Genomic DNA, 15,642 nt, shown 5'->3' on the forward strand with positions numbered 1-15,642 from the left:
ATGGCCCTGATCGACCTGGCGCGCGTGGCGAAGGGTCTGCCCGAGGCGTGGCGCTCGAGCGTGGTGGCGGAGATCGGGCAAGCCAGGCTGCGGGTCTCGCGCATGGACGGGTCCGCTTATCCGGGCGAGACCCACGACTATCGCGAGGGCCTGCTGGTTCTAGAGGGTGAGATGCTGCTGAGCGTCGCCGGGGAACTCGTCGCCGTACGGACCGGCGAGGTCTATGTGGTCGAGCCCGGCGTCGCCCATGCGGTGGCGCCCGGCAGCCATGGCGTCCTGGTCATCTTCGAGGCTTGAGTACGCCTTTGAAGCCACGGCGCCGCGCGGTCGGCGGAAACTTATGGCTTGCTTTCGGCCCCCCCGCCGGTGAAATCCACGCTGCACCGCAATAGGGGGGACGTCTGAATGACGCGTGTGGGGCTCTATCCGGGAACGTTCGACCCGATCCACAATGGCCACACCGATATCATCGGGCGGGCGGTGAAGCTCGTGGACAAGCTGGTGATCGGCGTGGCCATCAATGCCGGCAAGGGCCCGCTGTTCACCCTTGAGGAGCGCGTCGCGATCCTGAGGAGCGAGACCGAACACCTCAACGACCGCGCCGAGATCGTCGTGCAGCCCTTCGAGGGGCTGCTGATCCATTTCGCCCGCGACCTCGGCGCCTCGATGATCGTGCGCGGCCTGCGCGCCGTGGCCGACTTTGAATACGAATTCCAGATGACCGCCATGAACCAGCAGCTCGAGCGTGAGATCGAGACAGTGTTCCTGATGGCTGACCCCCGGCACCAGGCGATCTCATCCAAGCTGGTGAAGGAGATCGCCCAGCTCGGCGGCGACGTCACCAAGTTCACCAGCCCGCGGGTGCGCGACGCGCTCCTAGCCAAGGTCGGCGCCTAGACGCCGACGGGCTGGCGGTCTCGACCACGGCCCGTTACGAGTGAAACCATGATCCGAACCGCCCTACTTGCCGCCGCCGTCCTTGCGATGGCCGCGCCCGCCGCCGCCGCGCCCGCCAAGGGCAAGGCCGCTCCGCTCCCCGCCGCCGCCGCCGCTGCGCCGGGAGACCCCAAGGCCTCCGACTGGCGTGCGCCCAACCCCGAGGACGTGCTGGTTATCGACACCAGCAAGGGCCGGATCGTCGTCGAGATGATCCCGGAGGCCGCGCCCAACCACGTGGTGCGCATCCGCGAACTGGCGCGCTCGGGGCTCTATGACGGTCGCAAGTTCTTCCGAGTGATCGACCAGTTCATGGCCCAGACCGGCGATCCGCTGGACACCGGGACCGGCGGCTCGGACAAGCCCGACATCGCCCAGGAGTTCCTGTTCCGGCGGGGCCCGACGACCCCGATGGTCCTGGCCGCCGATCAGACGGTGAGCCAGGTGGGCTTCCTGAAGTCCCTGCCGATCATGAGCCAGAGCGCCATGCTGATGGCCATGACCGCCGACGGCAAGATTTCGGCCTGGGCGCTCTATTGTCCCGGCGTGGCCGGCATGGCCCGCGGCGAGGAGAACGACAGCGCCAACAGCCAGTTCTTCTTCATGCGCCAGGCCTATCCGTCGCTCGAGAAGCGCTACACCGCCTGGGGTCGGGTGATCTCGGGGCTGGAAGCCGTGCGCTCCATCAAGGTGGGCGAGCCGGTGGTCGAACCGCAGGACACCATGGACAAGGTGCGCGTCCTGGCCGATATCCCGGCCGCCGAGCGCCCCTCGGTGCGTGTGATCGATCCCAACAGCGCCTGGTTCAAGGGCGAGATCGAGAGCGTCCGCGCCGCAAAGGGAGCCGATTTCACGGCATGCGCGATCAGAATTCCCTCGGAGGTGAAGTGATGGACCCGGAAAACACGATAATCATGACGCTGGATGGCGGCCCGGTGACGATCAAGCTTCGTCCCGACCTGGCCCCCGGCCACGTGGATCGCATCAAGGAACTGGCCCGCGAGGGCTTCTATGACGGCGTGGTCTTCCACCGGGTGATTCCAGGCTTCATGGCCCAGGGCGGCGATCCCACCGGGACCGGCACCAGCGGCTCGGACAAACCGAATCTGAAGGCTGAATTCTCGCGCGAGCCGCACGTGCGCGGCGTCTGCTCGATGGCGCGGACCAACCAGCCCAACTCGGCCAACAGCCAGTTCTTCATCTGCTTCGACGACGCGGGCTTCCTGGACGGCCAGTACACCGTCTGGGGCGAGGTCACCGACGGCATGGACCTGATCGACGGCCTGCCCAAGGGCGAGCCGCCCCGCAACCCCGGCAAGATCGTCTCGATGAAGGTTGCGGCCGACGCGTGACGCCGCAGCTCGAAAGGGCCTATGGCGAGCCTGGCCGGCGCTCGCGCCGGCACATCGAGCACCGCCTGGCGCTGCTCGATAGGCTTCGCTGTCTGGCCGCGGGTTAGTCGAGAGTCTTGTAGCCACGATCGGCAAGTGGCGCGCCGGCCGCGCGCGGGTCCTGCAACGGTTTCCCAAGGCGGCGGTTATCTTCCCCGATCCAGGCTTCGCCAAGGAGCTGGAGCCCCAGGCGCGGGCCAACCTCTCGCGGGAGCTCGCGTCGGTGAACTAGGAGCGTCCGGTGGCCGCGCGGCTCAAGGTCTTCGTCACATCTGATGGCCTTACCGACTATGTGGTCGCCGCCAGCTCGCGGGTGAAGGCGCTCGCCGCCTGGGGCGCGCAACAGGACCTGTTCAAGACCGGCGGCGCGCGGGAAACCGACGATCCGACGCTGGTGAAGGCCGCCAGCGCCCAGCCCGGCGAGGTGCTGCGCAGGCCCGCAGATTCAAAGGCCGCGCTGGCCGTCCTGGCCAAGCCCAGGCCCGCCAAGCCCAAGGCGCCGTCCCAGGCCGCCCTGCGCAAGGTGGCGGCGCTGGAAGACAGGCTTGCGACCCTGGCCGATCGGCGCAACGCGGCCATGAGCGAGCTCGATGCGGCCCGCTCGGCTCTGGATGCGCGCGAGGCGAAGATGCGGTCGCGGTTCGAGGCCGACGCGGCGCGGCTGCGCGACGCCCTGCGCGAGGCGCGCTCAGGGCTCGACTGAGGCCGCCAGGATCACCACCACCGGGAAATGGTCGGAGCCGATGGCCGGTCCCCGCGTCACCGAAACGGTGCGCCAGCCCCTGCCGGCATAGACATGATCGACGGGCAGCAGGGGGAAGTAGGCGCCGGCCGGCCAGCTGAACAGCGCGCGTGTCCGCCGCTCGAGGCCAAATAGCCTGTCTTCGCGCCGCCGGGCGAACGACCAGGGCGTGGAGTTGAAATCGCCGCTGAGGATCAGGCCCGCGCTGGGGAACTGCGCCAGAAGCTCGCCGACCACCCGGCCCTGGGCTTCCTGGAACCCGCCATAGATCGGCCAGGCATAGTGGGTGGCGACCACCGTGAACGGCGCGCCGGGGCCTTCGAAGGTCGCCCGGACCAGCGGCGGCCGCGCGGGCCGGTCGGGCGGCAGGTCGATCCCCGCCGCGATGGGCCGGGTTTTGCTGAGGATCGCCACGCTCTCCGATCCGAACGCCAGGTGATAGCCGGTGCGGCGGACCAACGGATCGCGCAAGCGTTCGGCCTCCTGCAGCACGATAATGTCGGCGTCCTGGGCGGCCAGCCAGTCGAGGACCGGGGCGAGGTCGGCGTTGTCGCGCCAGGCGTTGAACTGGATCAGCTTGATCTGACCCGGGGCGTCAGCCGCCGCCGCCGCGCCGCGCGGGCGCCGGAACTCCGGTGCGATCAGCAGGGCCGCGAGGGCGGCGGCTGTTACGCCCAACGCGATCAAGCCGCGCCGCGATCCCGGCTCGCCAAGAGCCAAGGCGTAGAGCGCCACGGCCAAGCCGCCCGCCAGCCAGATGGGGGCGAAGTGGGTGAAGACGTCCAGCCGCGGGCTCCAGCGCCCGCCATGGGCGGCGAGCGCGGCGCCGGCGCAGATCATGCCCGCGACCATGGCCAGTCCGGTAAGCGGCGTGCGCACGAACTCCACGGGCTCAGGTCTTCGGGCCGAGGGCGAAGACCGCCACGATCGGATAGTGGTCGGAGCCGAGGCGCGGGCCCCGCGCGATGCTGACCGTCTTCCAGTCGGGTCCGGCATAGACGTGGTCGATGGGCAGGAAGGGTACGCCCAGGCCGTTGGCGGGCCAGGAGAACATGGCCCGCGTTCGCCGCTCCACCCGCAGCAGGGCGTCCTCGCGGCGTCGCGCGAAGGACCAGGGGCTGGAATTGAAGTCGCCGGCCAGGATCAACCGACCACGGGGCAGGGGATCGACGATCTGCAGCATCCGCCGGGTGTTCTCGGCGTGGGTGACGAATTTGGTCGGCCAGACATAGTGCACCCCGACGACCGTGTAGCCGCCGTCGCCCGTGCCGAAATGGGCGATGGCGATGGCGGGACCCTGGCCGTAGCGGCCGCGGCGGGGACGCTCGACCCTAACCGGCGTCGCTCGGCTGAAGATCCTGACATTGCAGGTCAGGCCGCACAGCACCGTGCGGCGCAGCCGCCGTTGGATGGCGGCCTGCAGCGCTGGCGTGCCGTCCTCCAGAACCAGGACGTCGGGGTCCTCGGCGGCTATCCAGCGGGCGGTCGTGGCGATATTGGCGTTGTCGTGCTCGGCGTTGAACTGGATGACCTTAAGTCGGCGCGGGGCGTCGGCCGGCGCGCCGGGGGAGGCCGGCCGCAGCAGCTCGGGAACGATCAGCAGCAGCGATCCTACCGCCGCGAGCCCGCCCATCAGCGCCAGGCCCGTGCTACCTAGCCGCTGGGGGGTGATCAGGGCCGTCACTAGGACCACGACCGCGCCGGCCAGATAGAGCGGCGCGAAGTGGGCGAGCACGTCCAGGGCGCCGCTCCAGCGGCCGCCCTGGGCCAGGACGGCGCCTAGGGCGCAGACCACGCCGAGGCCGGTCGCGACGATTCGAAGCAAGCCCATGGCTCCCACCTAGCATAGAGCCGTGCTTGACGCGTGAGCCCGCCCATGGCCTTCAAGCCCGCCCATGCAGCTTGCCGACTTCGATTTCGACCTGCCCGAGGACCGCATCGCCCTGCGGCCGGCCAGCCCGCGCGACTCTGCGCGCCTGCTGCTGGTGCGTCCGAGCGAGGCGTTCGCCGATCTCACGGTCGCCGACCTGCCGGGCCAACTGCGGGCCGGCGACGTGCTGGTGTTCAACGACACGAAGGTGATCCCTGCGCGGCTCAAGGGCCGCCGCACCCGCGAGGGCTCCGATATCGCCGTCGAGGCCACCCTGCACCGCAGGCTCTCGCCGTCGCGCTGGACGGCCTTCATGCGGCCCGGCAAGCGGCTCTCTCCCGGCGATCGGGTGCATTTTGGGTCCATGCATGACCGCGCCTGCTATCTCGGCGCCTTGGACGCCACCCTCACCGAGAAAGGTGAGGGCGGGGAGGTGACGCTCAGCTTCGACCTCATGGGTCCTGATCTGGACGCCGTCATCGCCGAACGCGGCGCCATGCCGTTGCCGCCCTATATCGCCGCCAAGCGGGGCGAGGACGATCGCGACCGCGCCGACTACCAGACGATCTACGCCGATGAGGAAGGCTCCGTCGCGGCGCCCACCGCGGGGCTGCATTTCACGCCGGAGCTGATGGCGCGGCTGTCGGCCATGGCGGTGGGCCTGCGGTTCGTGACCCTGCACGTGGGGGCCGGCACCTTCCTGCCGGTGAAGACCGAAAACCTCGCCGACCACCGGATGCACGCCGAGTATGGCGAGGTCGACGCCGAGACGGCCCAGGCGCTGAACGCCGCCAAGGCCGCGGGCGGGCGCATCGTCTGTGTCGGCACCACCTCCCTGCGGCTGATCGAGAGCGCCACCGGCGAGGACGGGGTGATCGCCCCCTTCGCCGCCGAGACCGCCATCTTCATCACCCCGGGCTACCGGTTCCGCGCCGCCGACGGCCTGATGACCAACTTCCACCTGCCCAAATCGACCCTGTTCATGCTGGTCAGCGCCTTCGCCGGGCAGGAGACCATGAAGCGCGCCTACGCCCACGCCATCGCGACCGGCTACCGGTTCTATTCCTACGGCGACGCGAGCCTGCTCTGGAGCGCCGCCTGATGGCCGCCTTTCGCCTCGAGATCGCCGCCACCGAGGGCGCCGCCCGCACCGGGGTGCTCAAGACCTCGCGCGGCGACATCCGCACCCCGGCCTTCATGCCCGTGGGCACGGCCGCCACCGTCAAGGCGATGACCGTCGACCAGGTCGCCCAGACCGGAGCCGATATCATCCTGGGCAACACCTACCACCTGATGCTGCGCCCCACCGCCGAGCGGGTGGCGCGGCTGGGCGGGCTGCACCGGTTCATGCGGTGGGACAGGCCGATCCTGACTGACTCCGGCGGCTTCCAGGTGATGAGCCTCTCGAAGATCGCCAAGGTCACCGAAGAGTCGGTGGCTTTCCAGAGCCATATCGACGGGTCGCGCCACATCCTGACCCCGGAACGCTCGATCGAGATCCAAGCCGACTTGCTGGGTTCCGACATCGTCATGCAACTCGACGAATGCGTGGCGTGGCCGGCGGAAGAGGGCCGCGCGGCCGAGGCCATGCGCCTGTCGGCCCGCTGGGGCGCGCGCTCCAAGGCCGCCTTCGGCGAGCGTGAGCACCAGGCCCTGTTCGGCATCCAGCAGGGCTCCACCTTCGAGCACCTGCGCAAGGAGTCGGCGGAGCGGCTGATCGAGACCGGCTATGACGGCTACGCCCTGGGCGGCTTGGCGGTCGGCGAGGGCCACGGCGCCATGTGCGAGGTGCTGGACTATGCACCGGCCATGCTGCCCGCCGACCGGCCGCGCTACCTGATGGGGGTGGGCAAGCCCATCGACCTGGTGGAGGCGGTCGCCCGTGGGGTCGACATGTTCGACTGCGTCCTGCCCACCCGTTCGGGCCGCCACGGCCAGGCCTGGACCTGGGAAGGCTCGGTCAACCTGAAGAACGCCCGGTTCGCCGAGGACGACACCCCGCTGGACGAGACCAGCGACTGCCCGGCCTCAAGCCACTATTCCAAGGCCTATCTGCACCACCTGGTGAAGTCGCAGGAGATCCTGGGCCAGGTGCTGCTCTCCTGGCACAACATCGCCCACTTCCAGGCCCTGATGGCGGCCATGCGAGTTGCGATCGCCGAGGGCCGATTCGAGGCCTTCCGCCGCGAGTTCAAGGCCCGTCAGCGGATCGGATAGCGGGGTTTGACCTCCTGGCTGGGCACCGCCGAGCCGGTCAGGATGTGCGACGGCGTCGCCGGTGGGCGGCAGCCCTTCGATTCGCCCAGACCCTTCAGATAGGCGCGCCGCACTCCGCCCGCGGTGATCGCCCCGGCCACCAGTTGGTCGTGCCGTTCGGCGCCGCTCAGCTTCCGCACCCAGCTTCGAAACGGGATGATGTCGGACGCCGCGCCCGCCACCAGGCCAAGCGCCGTGTCGCGGCCGCGGAACATGACGCTCAGATTGTCGGCGTCGGGCTCGTCCAGGTCGTCACCGAGCGCGGCGTTCAAAGGGATAATCAGGGCCGCCAGTTCGTCGCAGGTCGCCCGCTCCGGGCGCTGATAGGGATCGGCCAGGGCCTGCAGTAGCACGGGCGGGATCTTGGTGCGCAGCAGGTTGACGTCACGCAGCGGTGAGGCGACCGCGCCGCCCATGCTCTCGCGCCTTGCCTGCGAGGTCGTCTGGATCTCGGGTGAGCCGTCGGCCCGCGTGGTGGTGCAGGCGCCGATCAGGGCGAGAAGGGGCAGGAGGGCGACGGCCGCGCGCATGGCCAAGTCTAGTCCGAGCCCTACGCTGAAGGAAAGGTCTCGACCCGGCCTTGCTCCGGCGCGGACGCCCGCCTAAGGTCCGCGCCGCTTCGCCCGGCGCCCCAAACGCGCCGCGCCAAGGGCCGGTAGCTCAGTGGTAGAGCATTCGACTTTTAATCGAATGGTCGTGAGTTCGAACCTCACCCGGCCTACCATCCTCACTCATTGAAGGGTTTGGATGCCGCCCCGCTCTCCGGGGACAAAGCGTGGGGCTTTGAGGCGCCAAGCCACATTAGTGGCGAAAATCCTTGCAAAATGGCACGAATTGGCGCATCAATTCCCCAGATGTGAAGTTTGCGCCTTGGGCCTAAGGCCCCGCAGACGACCGATCTTCTCCGACATCGATTGTCCTTCCCGAACCGCGGCGACTTGGCTGATCGCGGAGCCGGTTGCGTGCTGGATGGCTCGTGACTCCGGTCAGCCGCCATCCTGCGGGCCTGCGGCAGCGCGCCGCCAGCTTGATCGAGATCGATTCAGGTCGAAACGGCGAAGACCTCTGGTCACTTGAGTTATTGGGCGACTGCAGCCGCGAACTTTCGCGCTTGGCGCCCGCGCTTCCAGTCGCCGCCCTGGCGCGGCCTCGGCCTCACAATGGGAAGATGAGATATGTCCAAGGGCAACACCTTTGAGAACGACCTGCTGAAGCTGGTCTTCAACGCGACCGCCATCGCCAACCTGGCTGACAACGCCACGAGCGCGCCGCTGACCAGTCTCTATGTCTCGCTCCACACGGCCGATCCAGGCGAGGCCGGAACCGAGGCGACAAGCGAATGCGGCTACACCCCCTACGCGCGTGCCGCGGTGGCCCGTACCGCCGGTGGTTGGGCGGTTGCGCTCAGCTCCGTGTCGCCGGTCGCAGACATTTCGTTCCCAATGGCCACCGGCGGTTCAGAGACCGCGACCCATTTCGCTGTCGGCGTTGCGGCGTCCGGCGCGACGAAGGTGCTCTACAAGGGCGCGATCAATCCCACTATCGCGATCAGCAACGGCGTCCAGCCCATGCTGACGACCGCGACCGCCATTTCGGAAGACTAGGCCCATGGCGATCACGACCATCGACGGCATGATGGCGGGGGGGCGACCAGCCAGTTACGTCTATAAGGGTCCGCCTCCAATCTCGACCATCATCGCCGGTCGACACCAGTCGCTATGGGGCCTCGACGGCAGCCCTGGCTCGGGCCTCTTCGATACGACGCTCAACGGCGTCGTCCTGGATAGTTCGGCCGGGAACGTCCAGGGAATGATTTCCCGAAGCGACCCTGTGTCGGGGGAGGCCCGCCTGGCGCGCACGGTCGTGCGGTCCAGCGTCGGCGGGCTTGTGCTCGTATGCGACCGTCTCTGGCACAATGGGGGCGTCAACCCCGCCATCACGACGGCGCAGGCAATCGCGACGCCGGTATGGCCTGCCCGCGACATGGACGGCGCGACCCTCGGGCGGGGGGTTATAGTCGGCCTTGAGGTTAGCGCTATCACCGGCGCTGGCTCGCCGGTCGTCAGCATCAGCTACACGAACACGGCCAGCGTCGCTGCTCGTACCGGGACGCTCGTGCACGGCACGACCTCGGCGGCGGTTCCGGGGGCCTTCTACCCCTTCGGTCTGCAAGCAGACGATGAAGGCGTGAAGTCCGTGGAAAGCATCACGCTTTCAACGAGCTGGACCTCGGGAACAATCAATCTTGCGGCATATCGTGTCCTCGCCGCCATCGACGTTCCGGCCGTCGGAAGCATCGATCCGCTGACCGGAGGGCTGCCCAGGATTTTCGACGGAAGCGTGCTCTTCCTGATGCTTCTTCCCAACTCCTCGACGGCCTTCCGGCTCATGGCTCTCCTCACTGAAACTCACGGGTAGCCTATGGCGATCACCACCCTGGACAGTATCATCGCGGGCCTCCAACCGCCCACCTACTATGCGAAGGGCCTAAGTGGCACCAACGTCGTCGGCCGGGCCTATTCGTGGTGGCGGGCGATCAACAGCATTTCGGGAGATGCAGCGGCTCCGGCTGGCGGCGTTGGCGGCGAGACCCTTGTCAGCCCAGTTCGCGGCGAACTCATGCGTCGCGACCCGGTCTCGGGAAATGCCTATCTGGCGCGGTTCGTTTGCCACGCTGGGCAGGTTGGTCAGGTGACGCTCGCCGATCGTATCTGGCAGAACTCAGGCCTATCGGTCACGTCCACCGCCGTGCAATCCATCGCTAGTCCGACCTGGCCCGCTCGTGACGAGGACGGCGCGACGCTGGGCAAAGGCTTCATGCTGGCGGTGGAAATCCAGTCCGTCATGGGCGCTGGCGGTCCAACCATCACGGTCAGTTACACGAACTCAGCTGGGGTCGCGGGGCGAACCGGGACCAACAAGGTCTCGGCTAGCGGCTCATCCCCAGCGGGCACCTTCTATGTAGTCGAGCTTCAAGACGGCGACGCGGGCGTGCGCTCCGTCCAGAGCATCCAACTCTCGGGTTCTTGGACGAGCGGCGCCCTGAGCCTCGTGGCCTATCGCCCGCTGGTCCACGCCGCGATCACCGGAAGCCATCAGCCGGTGACCTACGACGCGATGCGCCTGGGCCTTCCGCGCATCTATGACGGGACCGTCTATTTCCTGACCACCATCCCGCTCGCGAACAGCGGTGTGAACGTCTTCGGGCAGATCATTGAGGCGCACGGGTAATGGCCATCACGACCCTCGACCTTGCGATCTCGGGCATGCAGAAGCCCGAGCCATTCGCTAAGGGAACGACCGGAACAATGGTCAGCGGGCGACCGCACAGTTCGTGGCGAGCCGCCGGCCTGCCCATCGCCGGGGCTACGTCCGCCACGCTGAATGGCGACACCCTGATTGCGCCGGTCGTCGGGCAGTTGGATCGCCACAACCCGGCGTCGGGTAACGCCTACCTGGCCCGGTTCGAGGCGCAGGTAATCCAGCCTTGCGCCCTCATGCTGATCGACCGCCTCTGGCACAATGGCGGTTACGCCATCACCGCCACAACCGCTCAAGCCATCGTCAGCCCGGCGTGGCCCATGCGCGACAAGAACGCAGCGACCCTCGGCGAGGGCGTGCTGCTGGGCTTGGAGGTGATAACCGCCTGCGGCGCGGCCGCGCCGCTCATCACCGTCGAATACACCAACTCGGCAGGAGTCTCGGACCGTATCGGCGCCAACATCTATCCGACCGCCAACTCCCCACCCGTCGGTGCATTCTATCCCATTGAGCTTCAGGACGGCGATGTGGGCGTGCGCTCGGTGCAGTCGCTCACGCTCTCGGTTTCCTGGATTTCGGGGACCATCGCGCTCGTTGCATACCGCCCGATCGCCTTACTGGACATCACGACGAGTAACACGCCGAACGCGGCCGATGCGATTTCACTCGGGCTGCCGCAGATCTACGACAACAGCGTTCTGTCCTTCATCATGATCCCCGAGGCCACGTCCAATAGCACGATCTCCGGCCACCTGATCGAAACCCACGGTTGAGGGTATGGCAGTCACCGGACGCGGCAGGGCCCCCTTCAAGTCCACGTTGTTCTACCGCGACGCCTATTCGCGGGTCACGTCCACGTGGTCAGTCAACAACAAGCTTTGGGCGGCCGGGGGAGAGCTCGGTCTTCCGATCACCGACTTCTACGGCCTGACGCCCGCCTCTTCGGGGGTCGTCAGCGCGGTCGGGGCGTCCGCCGGCGTGGCCGCGGTCGGAGCGAATGGCTTCGCCACCGCGTCATCGACGGCAAGCTCGGGAAGCCTAGCATCTGGCGTCGGCCTAGCCTCAGCGGTCGCCTCGGCGCTCGGCGCGGCCGATGGCACAGCTGCGGCTTACGGGCAGAGCGCTCTCGCCGGATCGGGTTCCGTTGGCGCGGCGCAGGGCGTGGCCGCCGCGGTTGGCGTCGCGTCCGGCCATTCGACGCCCGTCGCCACGCCTGACGCCCGCATCCTTCCGATCCTGCGGGAGCCGCGGATCCTGCCCATCATGAGTGAGCAACGCACGTTCTCGATCAGCGACGAGCTGCGCACGCACTCGATCGCTGCTGAAGACCGAAGCCTCGCAGTGCGGGGTGAAACCCGAACCCTGGTGACAATCTAATGGCGACAACATTCAAATACGACGCCGCCGGCCCATGGATCGCCAAGGATCCGAACGCGGTTCTCGATTATCAGCTCAACTGGGACGCCATCGGCGACAGCTGGTTGAACGGCGATACCATTTCCGCCGCGACCTGGACCGTGGCCGCCGGCATCACCAAGGACAGCGACGACCGCACCACCACCACCACCCGGATCTGGCTTTCCGGTGGAACGGCGGGTCAAACCTATGTCGTTTCCTGCCGGATCATGACCGCCGGCGGCCGGGTCGAGGATCGCAGCTTTCGCATCGTCTGCGCCGAGCGGTAAATCGTGACCCGCAACGACGAACGTGCGCCGGCGACCGCCTCGCGTCCCTTTGGGCCTTTCTTTCAGGTCGGCGAACAGAGTCCCGCAGCTTGGGCGCGGGGGACCAACGCCCTTCAGACCGAGGCGCACTACGGAAATATGCGGATCACCGCGTCCAATGAAGTCACCGTGGAGCCGGTACTATGAGCATCGACGCTATCCGCGCCTCGCTGCAGATTGCGCTCGACGCGATCATGCCGCCCATCGCCACCGCCTGGGAAGATGTCGCGTTCACGCCAGCGAGCGGCATGCCCTACCAGAGCATGAGCATTGCCTTCGCCGACCCTGAGAACAACGACAGCAGCGCCGCCTACCGCCAGGGCGGAGTCATGCAAGTGACGCTGCGTTACCCCACAGGCGTCGGTCCGGCCGCCGCTGAAGAGCGCGCTATCGCTATCCGAGCTGCTTTCCCGCGCGGCAGCACGCTGACCTATGGCGAGGTCCAAACGATCGTCGAGACGACGCCGGCGATCGTCACCGCACCCACCGAAGGCGACCGGATGGTTCGCATCGTGCGGGTCCGCTTCTACGCCAACGACCTGATCTGACGGCGCATTCAGCGCCTGTCCGACGACGGCCGAACCTCCGGTCCGTCATTTCAACGATTCCAACCCATCAATTGATCGGAGAGACTTCCCATGCCTGTCGCACAAGGTATCGCCAAGCAGCTCAAGGCCGTCAAGCAGACGGCGCTGGGTGCTCCGGGCTCGACCGGGAGCGCGCTGGTCCGCCGGCTCACCGCCACATTCAACCTCGACCGTGACACCTATTCGTCCAACGAAATCGCCAGCCACCAGCAATCGACCGGCGCCACCGCCGGGATCGGCAAGACTTCGGGCAAGCTGAACTGCGAGATATCCCCTGGCACCTACGCCAACTTCTGGGCCGCCCTGCTTCGCAAGGACATGGCCGCCACCGCGGCGATGACCGCCGTCGGCATCACGATCAGCGGCGGGGCTCCTGCCTGGACCGTTCAACGCTCCGCCGGCTCCTGGCTCACCGATGGCGTCAAGGCGGGCGATGTAGTCCGCTTGTCGGTTGGTGCGCTGAACGGCGCCAACATTTCCAAGAACCTCATTGTCACGGCCATCAGTTCCGGCACGGCCATGACCGTCGTCCCGCTCAACGGTGTGGCTCTGATGAGTGAAGGCCCGATCACGGGTTGCACGGTCACCGTGGTCGGCAAGAAAACCCGAGTTCCCACCTCGGGCCACACCAACGACTATTTCTCGGTCGAACAATGGTTCGCCGATCTCGTCAAGTCGGAGCTCTATACTGACGTGAAGGTGGCGATGGCCGACGTCGCGCTGCCCGCCACCGGCATCGCCACGGTCAATTTCGACATGCCGGGCCTTGGCCGGACCACCGGTGCAGCCGAGGTGATGACCTCGCCGACGCCTGAGACGGGTACGTCGATCCTCTCGGCGGTAGCGGGCAAGGTGATCATCGGGGGCGCCGTCACCAGCGTCACGGGAGCGCAGCTCCAGATTACCGGCAACATCCAGGCCGGTGAGGCCGAAATGGGCTCCAACGCCATTTCCGATCACCAGCGCGGTCGCGTTGCGGTCACAGGCTCCTTCACCGCCAAGTTCAGCTCCACCACCCTCCAGGACTTGTTCAACAGCCAAGCGCCGGCTCACTTGATCCTGGTCGCAGCCGCCAACAGCATGCCGGCGTCGGATTTCGTCGCGTTCTCGCTAAGCAACGTCAAGATTCTCAGCGATGGCGCCGATGACGGCGAGAAAGAAATCATCCGGACCTACTCGTTCACCGCCGCCATCAACGGCGCCGGCGGGACGGCCCTGGCCAATGACCAGACAATCATCTCGATCCAAGACAGCGCCGCCTAATCCGCCGCGTGGGGGCCGCTGAGTCCTGTCTTCGTCACCCAACTTTACCGCCCGGTCGCGCCGGGCTGCTTTTTCCGAAAGCAAATGATCATGACCAAGATCGCAAACCTCTCCCTCGCCGACCTCGACGCCCGCAAGGCCAGCGAAGGAGCGTTCGAGTTCGAATATCTCCAGCCGGACGGTGAGACGTCGGGCGTCTTCTTCTCGGTCCTGGGCGGCCAGTCCAAGATCGTGCAAGACGAGGCCAACCGCCTGATCAACGAGCGGCGCCGCAAGGAGGCCGTGCAGGCCGCCCAGGCCAAGACCAGCCGCAACACCGAGACCTACACCTCGGTCGAGAACGATGTCGAGTTCGGCCAGCGCCTGGCCGCCGTACGCGTGGTCGGCTGGCGCGGGATCAAGGAGACCTTTTCCCCCGAGCTCGCCCTGGCGCTCTGCCGCTCCAACCAGGACATCGCCAGTCAGGTCCTGGAACGGTCCAACGATATGGCGAATTTTATGAAGCCCTCGTCGTCGATCTCATAGGGTTCGCCGCCGAGACGTTCGAACTCGACGCGCAGCAAGACGACGGCCATCCGCTCCGGGTCCACCTGGAGAGCCTGGCCGCCCAAGGCGACGTCGAGTCGACCTACCGCCTGGAAAACGCCCCACAGCCGCCGCCGCTCGCGGCCCACCTGTGGGGCTACTTCCGGGACCTCCACCAAACCCGCGCCAATAACGGCATGTCGATCTGCCGCCTCACCCGCGGCGACATCCGGGCGTGGGAGGAGGACGAAGGCGTATCGCTGGACCGCTGGGAACGCCGAGCGATCCTGGCCATCGACGCGGCGTTCGTCGACGCGCAGTTGGCGAGGCAGGACGCGCGGGGATAGACACCGCCCTCCGAAACGCTACCTTGGCGCGCAGTCGGAGATGTAACGTATGCGGGTTTCATTGGCGGCAGCTGTGGCGGTGGCGGCATTGGGTTGGACGTCGGGCGCGATCGCGCAGGAGTCGTTGCAGCCGTTCGAGTTCAAGCAGCTCAATACAAAGCTGACACTTCAGGAAGCTCTGCAGGCGAAGCTGGTGGAGCGCTGTTACCCGTCGAATTTCAACGGCATACCAATACAGACCTGCTCCACAACGGCGAAGATCGCTCGCAGTGGCATCGCCGGCTATGAGATGTACGGCGAGTTCGTGTCGTTCGACGACGTTGGTTTGGTGACATATAAGACGGCATTCCTACCGTCAGGATTGGCGACTATCGGAGCGGCCTTCGAGGCGAAGTATGGCGCGCCGTGCACTGCCGAAAACAGCACACTCCAGAACAAATTTGGAGCAACTTTCGACCAGACAACCAGGGCATGGTGCTTTGCAGACGGCCAGCTGCAACTGAAGAGATACTCAGAGCGGAACCTGCAGCGTTCCAGCGTAGACTTCATCGCCCGACGGCTCGCGGATCGCAAACCGCCAACGCCTCCAGTGAACTTCTAGCTAGGCGGTAGTGACGATTTAGGATTCCCTGACTGGCGCTGTTCTGATTCAACGCTTCTCTTTGGAGGGTGTGTTGGAAGGCGAGGTTCTTCGGGACGATCAGTGGGCGCGGATCGAGCCGTTCGTGCCGGGCGGTCGC

At 66.9% G+C, this 15,642-nt stretch carries 21 protein-coding genes and 1 tRNA gene; 19 read left to right on the forward strand and 3 right to left on the reverse strand.

The features are described 5' to 3' along the window. The 5 genes from Q8Q77_RS16575 (at position 1) to Q8Q77_RS16595 (ending at position 3,030) form a co-directional block, all read left to right on the forward strand. Positions 1 to 297 (forward strand): cupin domain-containing protein, encoded by a 297-nt coding sequence (locus Q8Q77_RS16575; RefSeq protein ID WP_305584757.1) that lies wholly within the window; start codon positions 1 to 3, stop codon positions 295 to 297. Between the two features lie 108 nt (positions 298 to 405). Then, positions 406 to 897, forward strand: a complete 492-nt coding sequence (gene coaD / locus Q8Q77_RS16580; protein WP_305584758.1) for a pantetheine-phosphate adenylyltransferase — start codon at positions 406 to 408, stop codon at positions 895 to 897. Positions 898 to 945: 48 nt separating this feature from the next. After that, on the forward strand, positions 946 to 1,827 hold the full coding sequence (locus Q8Q77_RS16585; protein WP_305584759.1) for a peptidylprolyl isomerase: 882 nt from the start codon (positions 946 to 948) through the stop codon (positions 1,825 to 1,827). Next, positions 1,827 to 2,288 (forward strand): peptidylprolyl isomerase, encoded by a 462-nt coding sequence (locus tag Q8Q77_RS16590; protein ID WP_305584760.1) that lies wholly within the window; start codon positions 1,827 to 1,829, stop codon positions 2,286 to 2,288. Before Q8Q77_RS16585 ends, Q8Q77_RS16590 begins: the two co-directional genes overlap by 1 nt. A 280-nt stretch (positions 2,289 to 2,568) precedes the next feature. Continuing rightward, on the forward strand, positions 2,569 to 3,030 hold the full coding sequence (locus Q8Q77_RS16595) for a hypothetical protein (RefSeq protein WP_305584761.1): 462 nt from the start codon (positions 2,569 to 2,571) through the stop codon (positions 3,028 to 3,030). On the opposite strand, the gene Q8Q77_RS16600 is transcribed toward Q8Q77_RS16595, so the two are convergent. Both Q8Q77_RS16600 and Q8Q77_RS16605 read right to left on the reverse strand, forming a co-directional pair. Then, on the reverse strand, positions 3,016 to 3,948 hold the full coding sequence (locus tag Q8Q77_RS16600; protein WP_305584762.1) for an endonuclease/exonuclease/phosphatase family protein: 933 nt from the start codon (positions 3,946 to 3,948) through the stop codon (positions 3,016 to 3,018). The genes Q8Q77_RS16595 and Q8Q77_RS16600 overlap by 15 nt on opposite strands. 13 nt (positions 3,949 to 3,961) lie before the next feature. Continuing rightward, on the reverse strand, positions 3,962 to 4,894 hold the full coding sequence (locus tag Q8Q77_RS16605) for an endonuclease/exonuclease/phosphatase family protein (RefSeq protein WP_305584763.1): 933 nt from the start codon (positions 4,892 to 4,894) through the stop codon (positions 3,962 to 3,964). A 70-nt stretch (positions 4,895 to 4,964) separates the two neighbouring features. On the opposite strand from Q8Q77_RS16605, the gene queA reads away from it, so the two are divergent. Both queA and tgt read left to right on the forward strand, forming a co-directional pair. After that, a complete protein-coding gene (gene queA / locus Q8Q77_RS16610) occupies positions 4,965 to 6,041 on the forward strand; it encodes a tRNA preQ1(34) S-adenosylmethionine ribosyltransferase-isomerase QueA (protein ID WP_305584764.1) in 1,077 nt (358 codons plus the stop codon). Further along, on the forward strand, positions 6,041 to 7,156 hold the full coding sequence (tgt, locus tag Q8Q77_RS16615) for a tRNA guanosine(34) transglycosylase Tgt (RefSeq protein ID WP_305584765.1): 1,116 nt from the start codon (positions 6,041 to 6,043) through the stop codon (positions 7,154 to 7,156). Before queA ends, tgt begins: the two co-directional genes overlap by 1 nt. Here tgt and Q8Q77_RS16620 read toward each other — a convergent pair. Next, positions 7,141 to 7,725, reverse strand: a complete 585-nt coding sequence (locus Q8Q77_RS16620; RefSeq protein WP_305584766.1) for a hypothetical protein — start codon at positions 7,723 to 7,725, stop codon at positions 7,141 to 7,143. The two genes, tgt and Q8Q77_RS16620, sit on opposite strands and share 16 nt — an antisense overlap. Positions 7,726 to 7,844: 119 nt before the next feature. Between Q8Q77_RS16620 and Q8Q77_RS16625 the strand changes: the two genes are divergently transcribed. The 12 genes from Q8Q77_RS16625 to Q8Q77_RS16680 all read left to right on the forward strand — a co-directional run bounded on the left by Q8Q77_RS16625 (position 7,845) and on the right by Q8Q77_RS16680 (position 15,503). Then, a tRNA-Lys gene (locus tag Q8Q77_RS16625) sits at positions 7,845 to 7,919 on the forward strand. Positions 7,920 to 8,370: 451 nt separating this feature from the next. Next, on the forward strand, positions 8,371 to 8,799 hold the full coding sequence (locus Q8Q77_RS16630) for a hypothetical protein (protein ID WP_305584767.1): 429 nt from the start codon (positions 8,371 to 8,373) through the stop codon (positions 8,797 to 8,799). Positions 8,800 to 8,803: 4 nt separating this feature from the next. Then, positions 8,804 to 9,613, forward strand: coding sequence for a hypothetical protein (locus Q8Q77_RS16635; protein ID WP_305584768.1), 810 nt, complete (start codon positions 8,804 to 8,806; stop codon positions 9,611 to 9,613). Positions 9,614 to 9,616: 3 nt separating this feature from the next. Further along, positions 9,617 to 10,426, forward strand: coding sequence for a hypothetical protein (locus Q8Q77_RS16640; protein WP_305584769.1), 810 nt, complete (start codon positions 9,617 to 9,619; stop codon positions 10,424 to 10,426). After that, positions 10,426 to 11,229 (forward strand): hypothetical protein, encoded by an 804-nt coding sequence (locus tag Q8Q77_RS16645; RefSeq protein WP_305584770.1) that lies wholly within the window; start codon positions 10,426 to 10,428, stop codon positions 11,227 to 11,229. The genes Q8Q77_RS16640 and Q8Q77_RS16645 overlap by 1 nt, the downstream gene beginning before the upstream one ends. 46 nt (positions 11,230 to 11,275) lie before the next feature. Next, positions 11,276 to 11,833 (forward strand): hypothetical protein, encoded by a 558-nt coding sequence (locus Q8Q77_RS16650; protein WP_305584771.1) that lies wholly within the window; start codon positions 11,276 to 11,278, stop codon positions 11,831 to 11,833. After that, a complete protein-coding gene (locus tag Q8Q77_RS16655) occupies positions 11,833 to 12,141 on the forward strand; it encodes a hypothetical protein (protein WP_305584772.1) in 309 nt (102 codons plus the stop codon). The genes Q8Q77_RS16650 and Q8Q77_RS16655 overlap by 1 nt, the downstream gene beginning before the upstream one ends. Before the next feature lie 182 nt (positions 12,142 to 12,323). Then, positions 12,324 to 12,728: a phage tail terminator-like protein gene (locus tag Q8Q77_RS16660; RefSeq protein WP_305584773.1), complete on the forward strand. Its 405-nt coding sequence runs from the start codon at positions 12,324 to 12,326 to the stop codon at positions 12,726 to 12,728. A gap of 90 nt (positions 12,729 to 12,818) precedes the next feature. Next, the gene (locus tag Q8Q77_RS16665; protein WP_305584774.1) at positions 12,819 to 14,030 is read left to right on the forward strand and encodes a phage tail tube protein; all 1,212 of its coding nucleotides are present in this window, start codon (positions 12,819 to 12,821) and stop codon (positions 14,028 to 14,030) included. 90 nt (positions 14,031 to 14,120) lie between these two features. Beyond that, positions 14,121 to 14,555, forward strand: coding sequence for a hypothetical protein (locus Q8Q77_RS16670; protein ID WP_305584775.1), 435 nt, complete (start codon positions 14,121 to 14,123; stop codon positions 14,553 to 14,555). Positions 14,556 to 14,752: 197 nt separating this feature from the next. Then, positions 14,753 to 14,902 (forward strand): hypothetical protein, encoded by a 150-nt coding sequence (locus tag Q8Q77_RS16675; RefSeq protein WP_305584776.1) that lies wholly within the window; start codon positions 14,753 to 14,755, stop codon positions 14,900 to 14,902. A 49-nt stretch (positions 14,903 to 14,951) separates the two neighbouring features. Then, positions 14,952 to 15,503, forward strand: a complete 552-nt coding sequence (locus Q8Q77_RS16680) for a hypothetical protein (protein WP_305584777.1) — start codon at positions 14,952 to 14,954, stop codon at positions 15,501 to 15,503. Positions 15,504 to 15,642: the final 139 nt, after the last annotated feature.

Source organism: Phenylobacterium sp. (genome assembly GCF_030698145.1).
Taxonomy (GTDB): Bacteria; Pseudomonadota; Alphaproteobacteria; order Caulobacterales; family Caulobacteraceae; genus Phenylobacterium.

Coding starts and splice junctions, on each gene's coding strand:
- Q8Q77_RS16575 (WP_305584757.1), top strand. CDS start 1: ATGGCCCTGATCGACCTGGCGCGCGTGGCGAAGGGTCTGCCCGAGGCG.
- coaD (WP_305584758.1), top strand. CDS start 406: ATGACGCGTGTGGGGCTCTATCCGGGAACGTTCGACCCGATCCACAAT.
- Q8Q77_RS16585 (WP_305584759.1), top strand. CDS start 946: ATGATCCGAACCGCCCTACTTGCCGCCGCCGTCCTTGCGATGGCCGCG.
- Q8Q77_RS16590 (WP_305584760.1), top strand. CDS start 1,827: ATGGACCCGGAAAACACGATAATCATGACGCTGGATGGCGGCCCGGTG.
- queA (WP_305584764.1), top strand. CDS start 4,965: ATGCAGCTTGCCGACTTCGATTTCGACCTGCCCGAGGACCGCATCGCC.
- tgt (WP_305584765.1), top strand. CDS start 6,041: ATGGCCGCCTTTCGCCTCGAGATCGCCGCCACCGAGGGCGCCGCCCGC.
- Q8Q77_RS16620 (WP_305584766.1), bottom strand. CDS start 7,725: ATGCGCGCGGCCGTCGCCCTCCTGCCCCTTCTCGCCCTGATCGGCGCC.
- Q8Q77_RS16630 (WP_305584767.1), top strand. CDS start 8,371: ATGTCCAAGGGCAACACCTTTGAGAACGACCTGCTGAAGCTGGTCTTC.
- Q8Q77_RS16635 (WP_305584768.1), top strand. CDS start 8,804: ATGGCGATCACGACCATCGACGGCATGATGGCGGGGGGGCGACCAGCC.
- Q8Q77_RS16640 (WP_305584769.1), top strand. CDS start 9,617: ATGGCGATCACCACCCTGGACAGTATCATCGCGGGCCTCCAACCGCCC.
- Q8Q77_RS16645 (WP_305584770.1), top strand. CDS start 10,426: ATGGCCATCACGACCCTCGACCTTGCGATCTCGGGCATGCAGAAGCCC.
- Q8Q77_RS16655 (WP_305584772.1), top strand. CDS start 11,833: ATGGCGACAACATTCAAATACGACGCCGCCGGCCCATGGATCGCCAAG.
- Q8Q77_RS16660 (WP_305584773.1), top strand. CDS start 12,324: ATGAGCATCGACGCTATCCGCGCCTCGCTGCAGATTGCGCTCGACGCG.
- Q8Q77_RS16665 (WP_305584774.1), top strand. CDS start 12,819: ATGCCTGTCGCACAAGGTATCGCCAAGCAGCTCAAGGCCGTCAAGCAG.
- Q8Q77_RS16670 (WP_305584775.1), top strand. CDS start 14,121: ATGACCAAGATCGCAAACCTCTCCCTCGCCGACCTCGACGCCCGCAAG.
- Q8Q77_RS16675 (WP_305584776.1), top strand. CDS start 14,753: ATGTCGATCTGCCGCCTCACCCGCGGCGACATCCGGGCGTGGGAGGAG.
- Q8Q77_RS16680 (WP_305584777.1), top strand. CDS start 14,952: ATGCGGGTTTCATTGGCGGCAGCTGTGGCGGTGGCGGCATTGGGTTGG.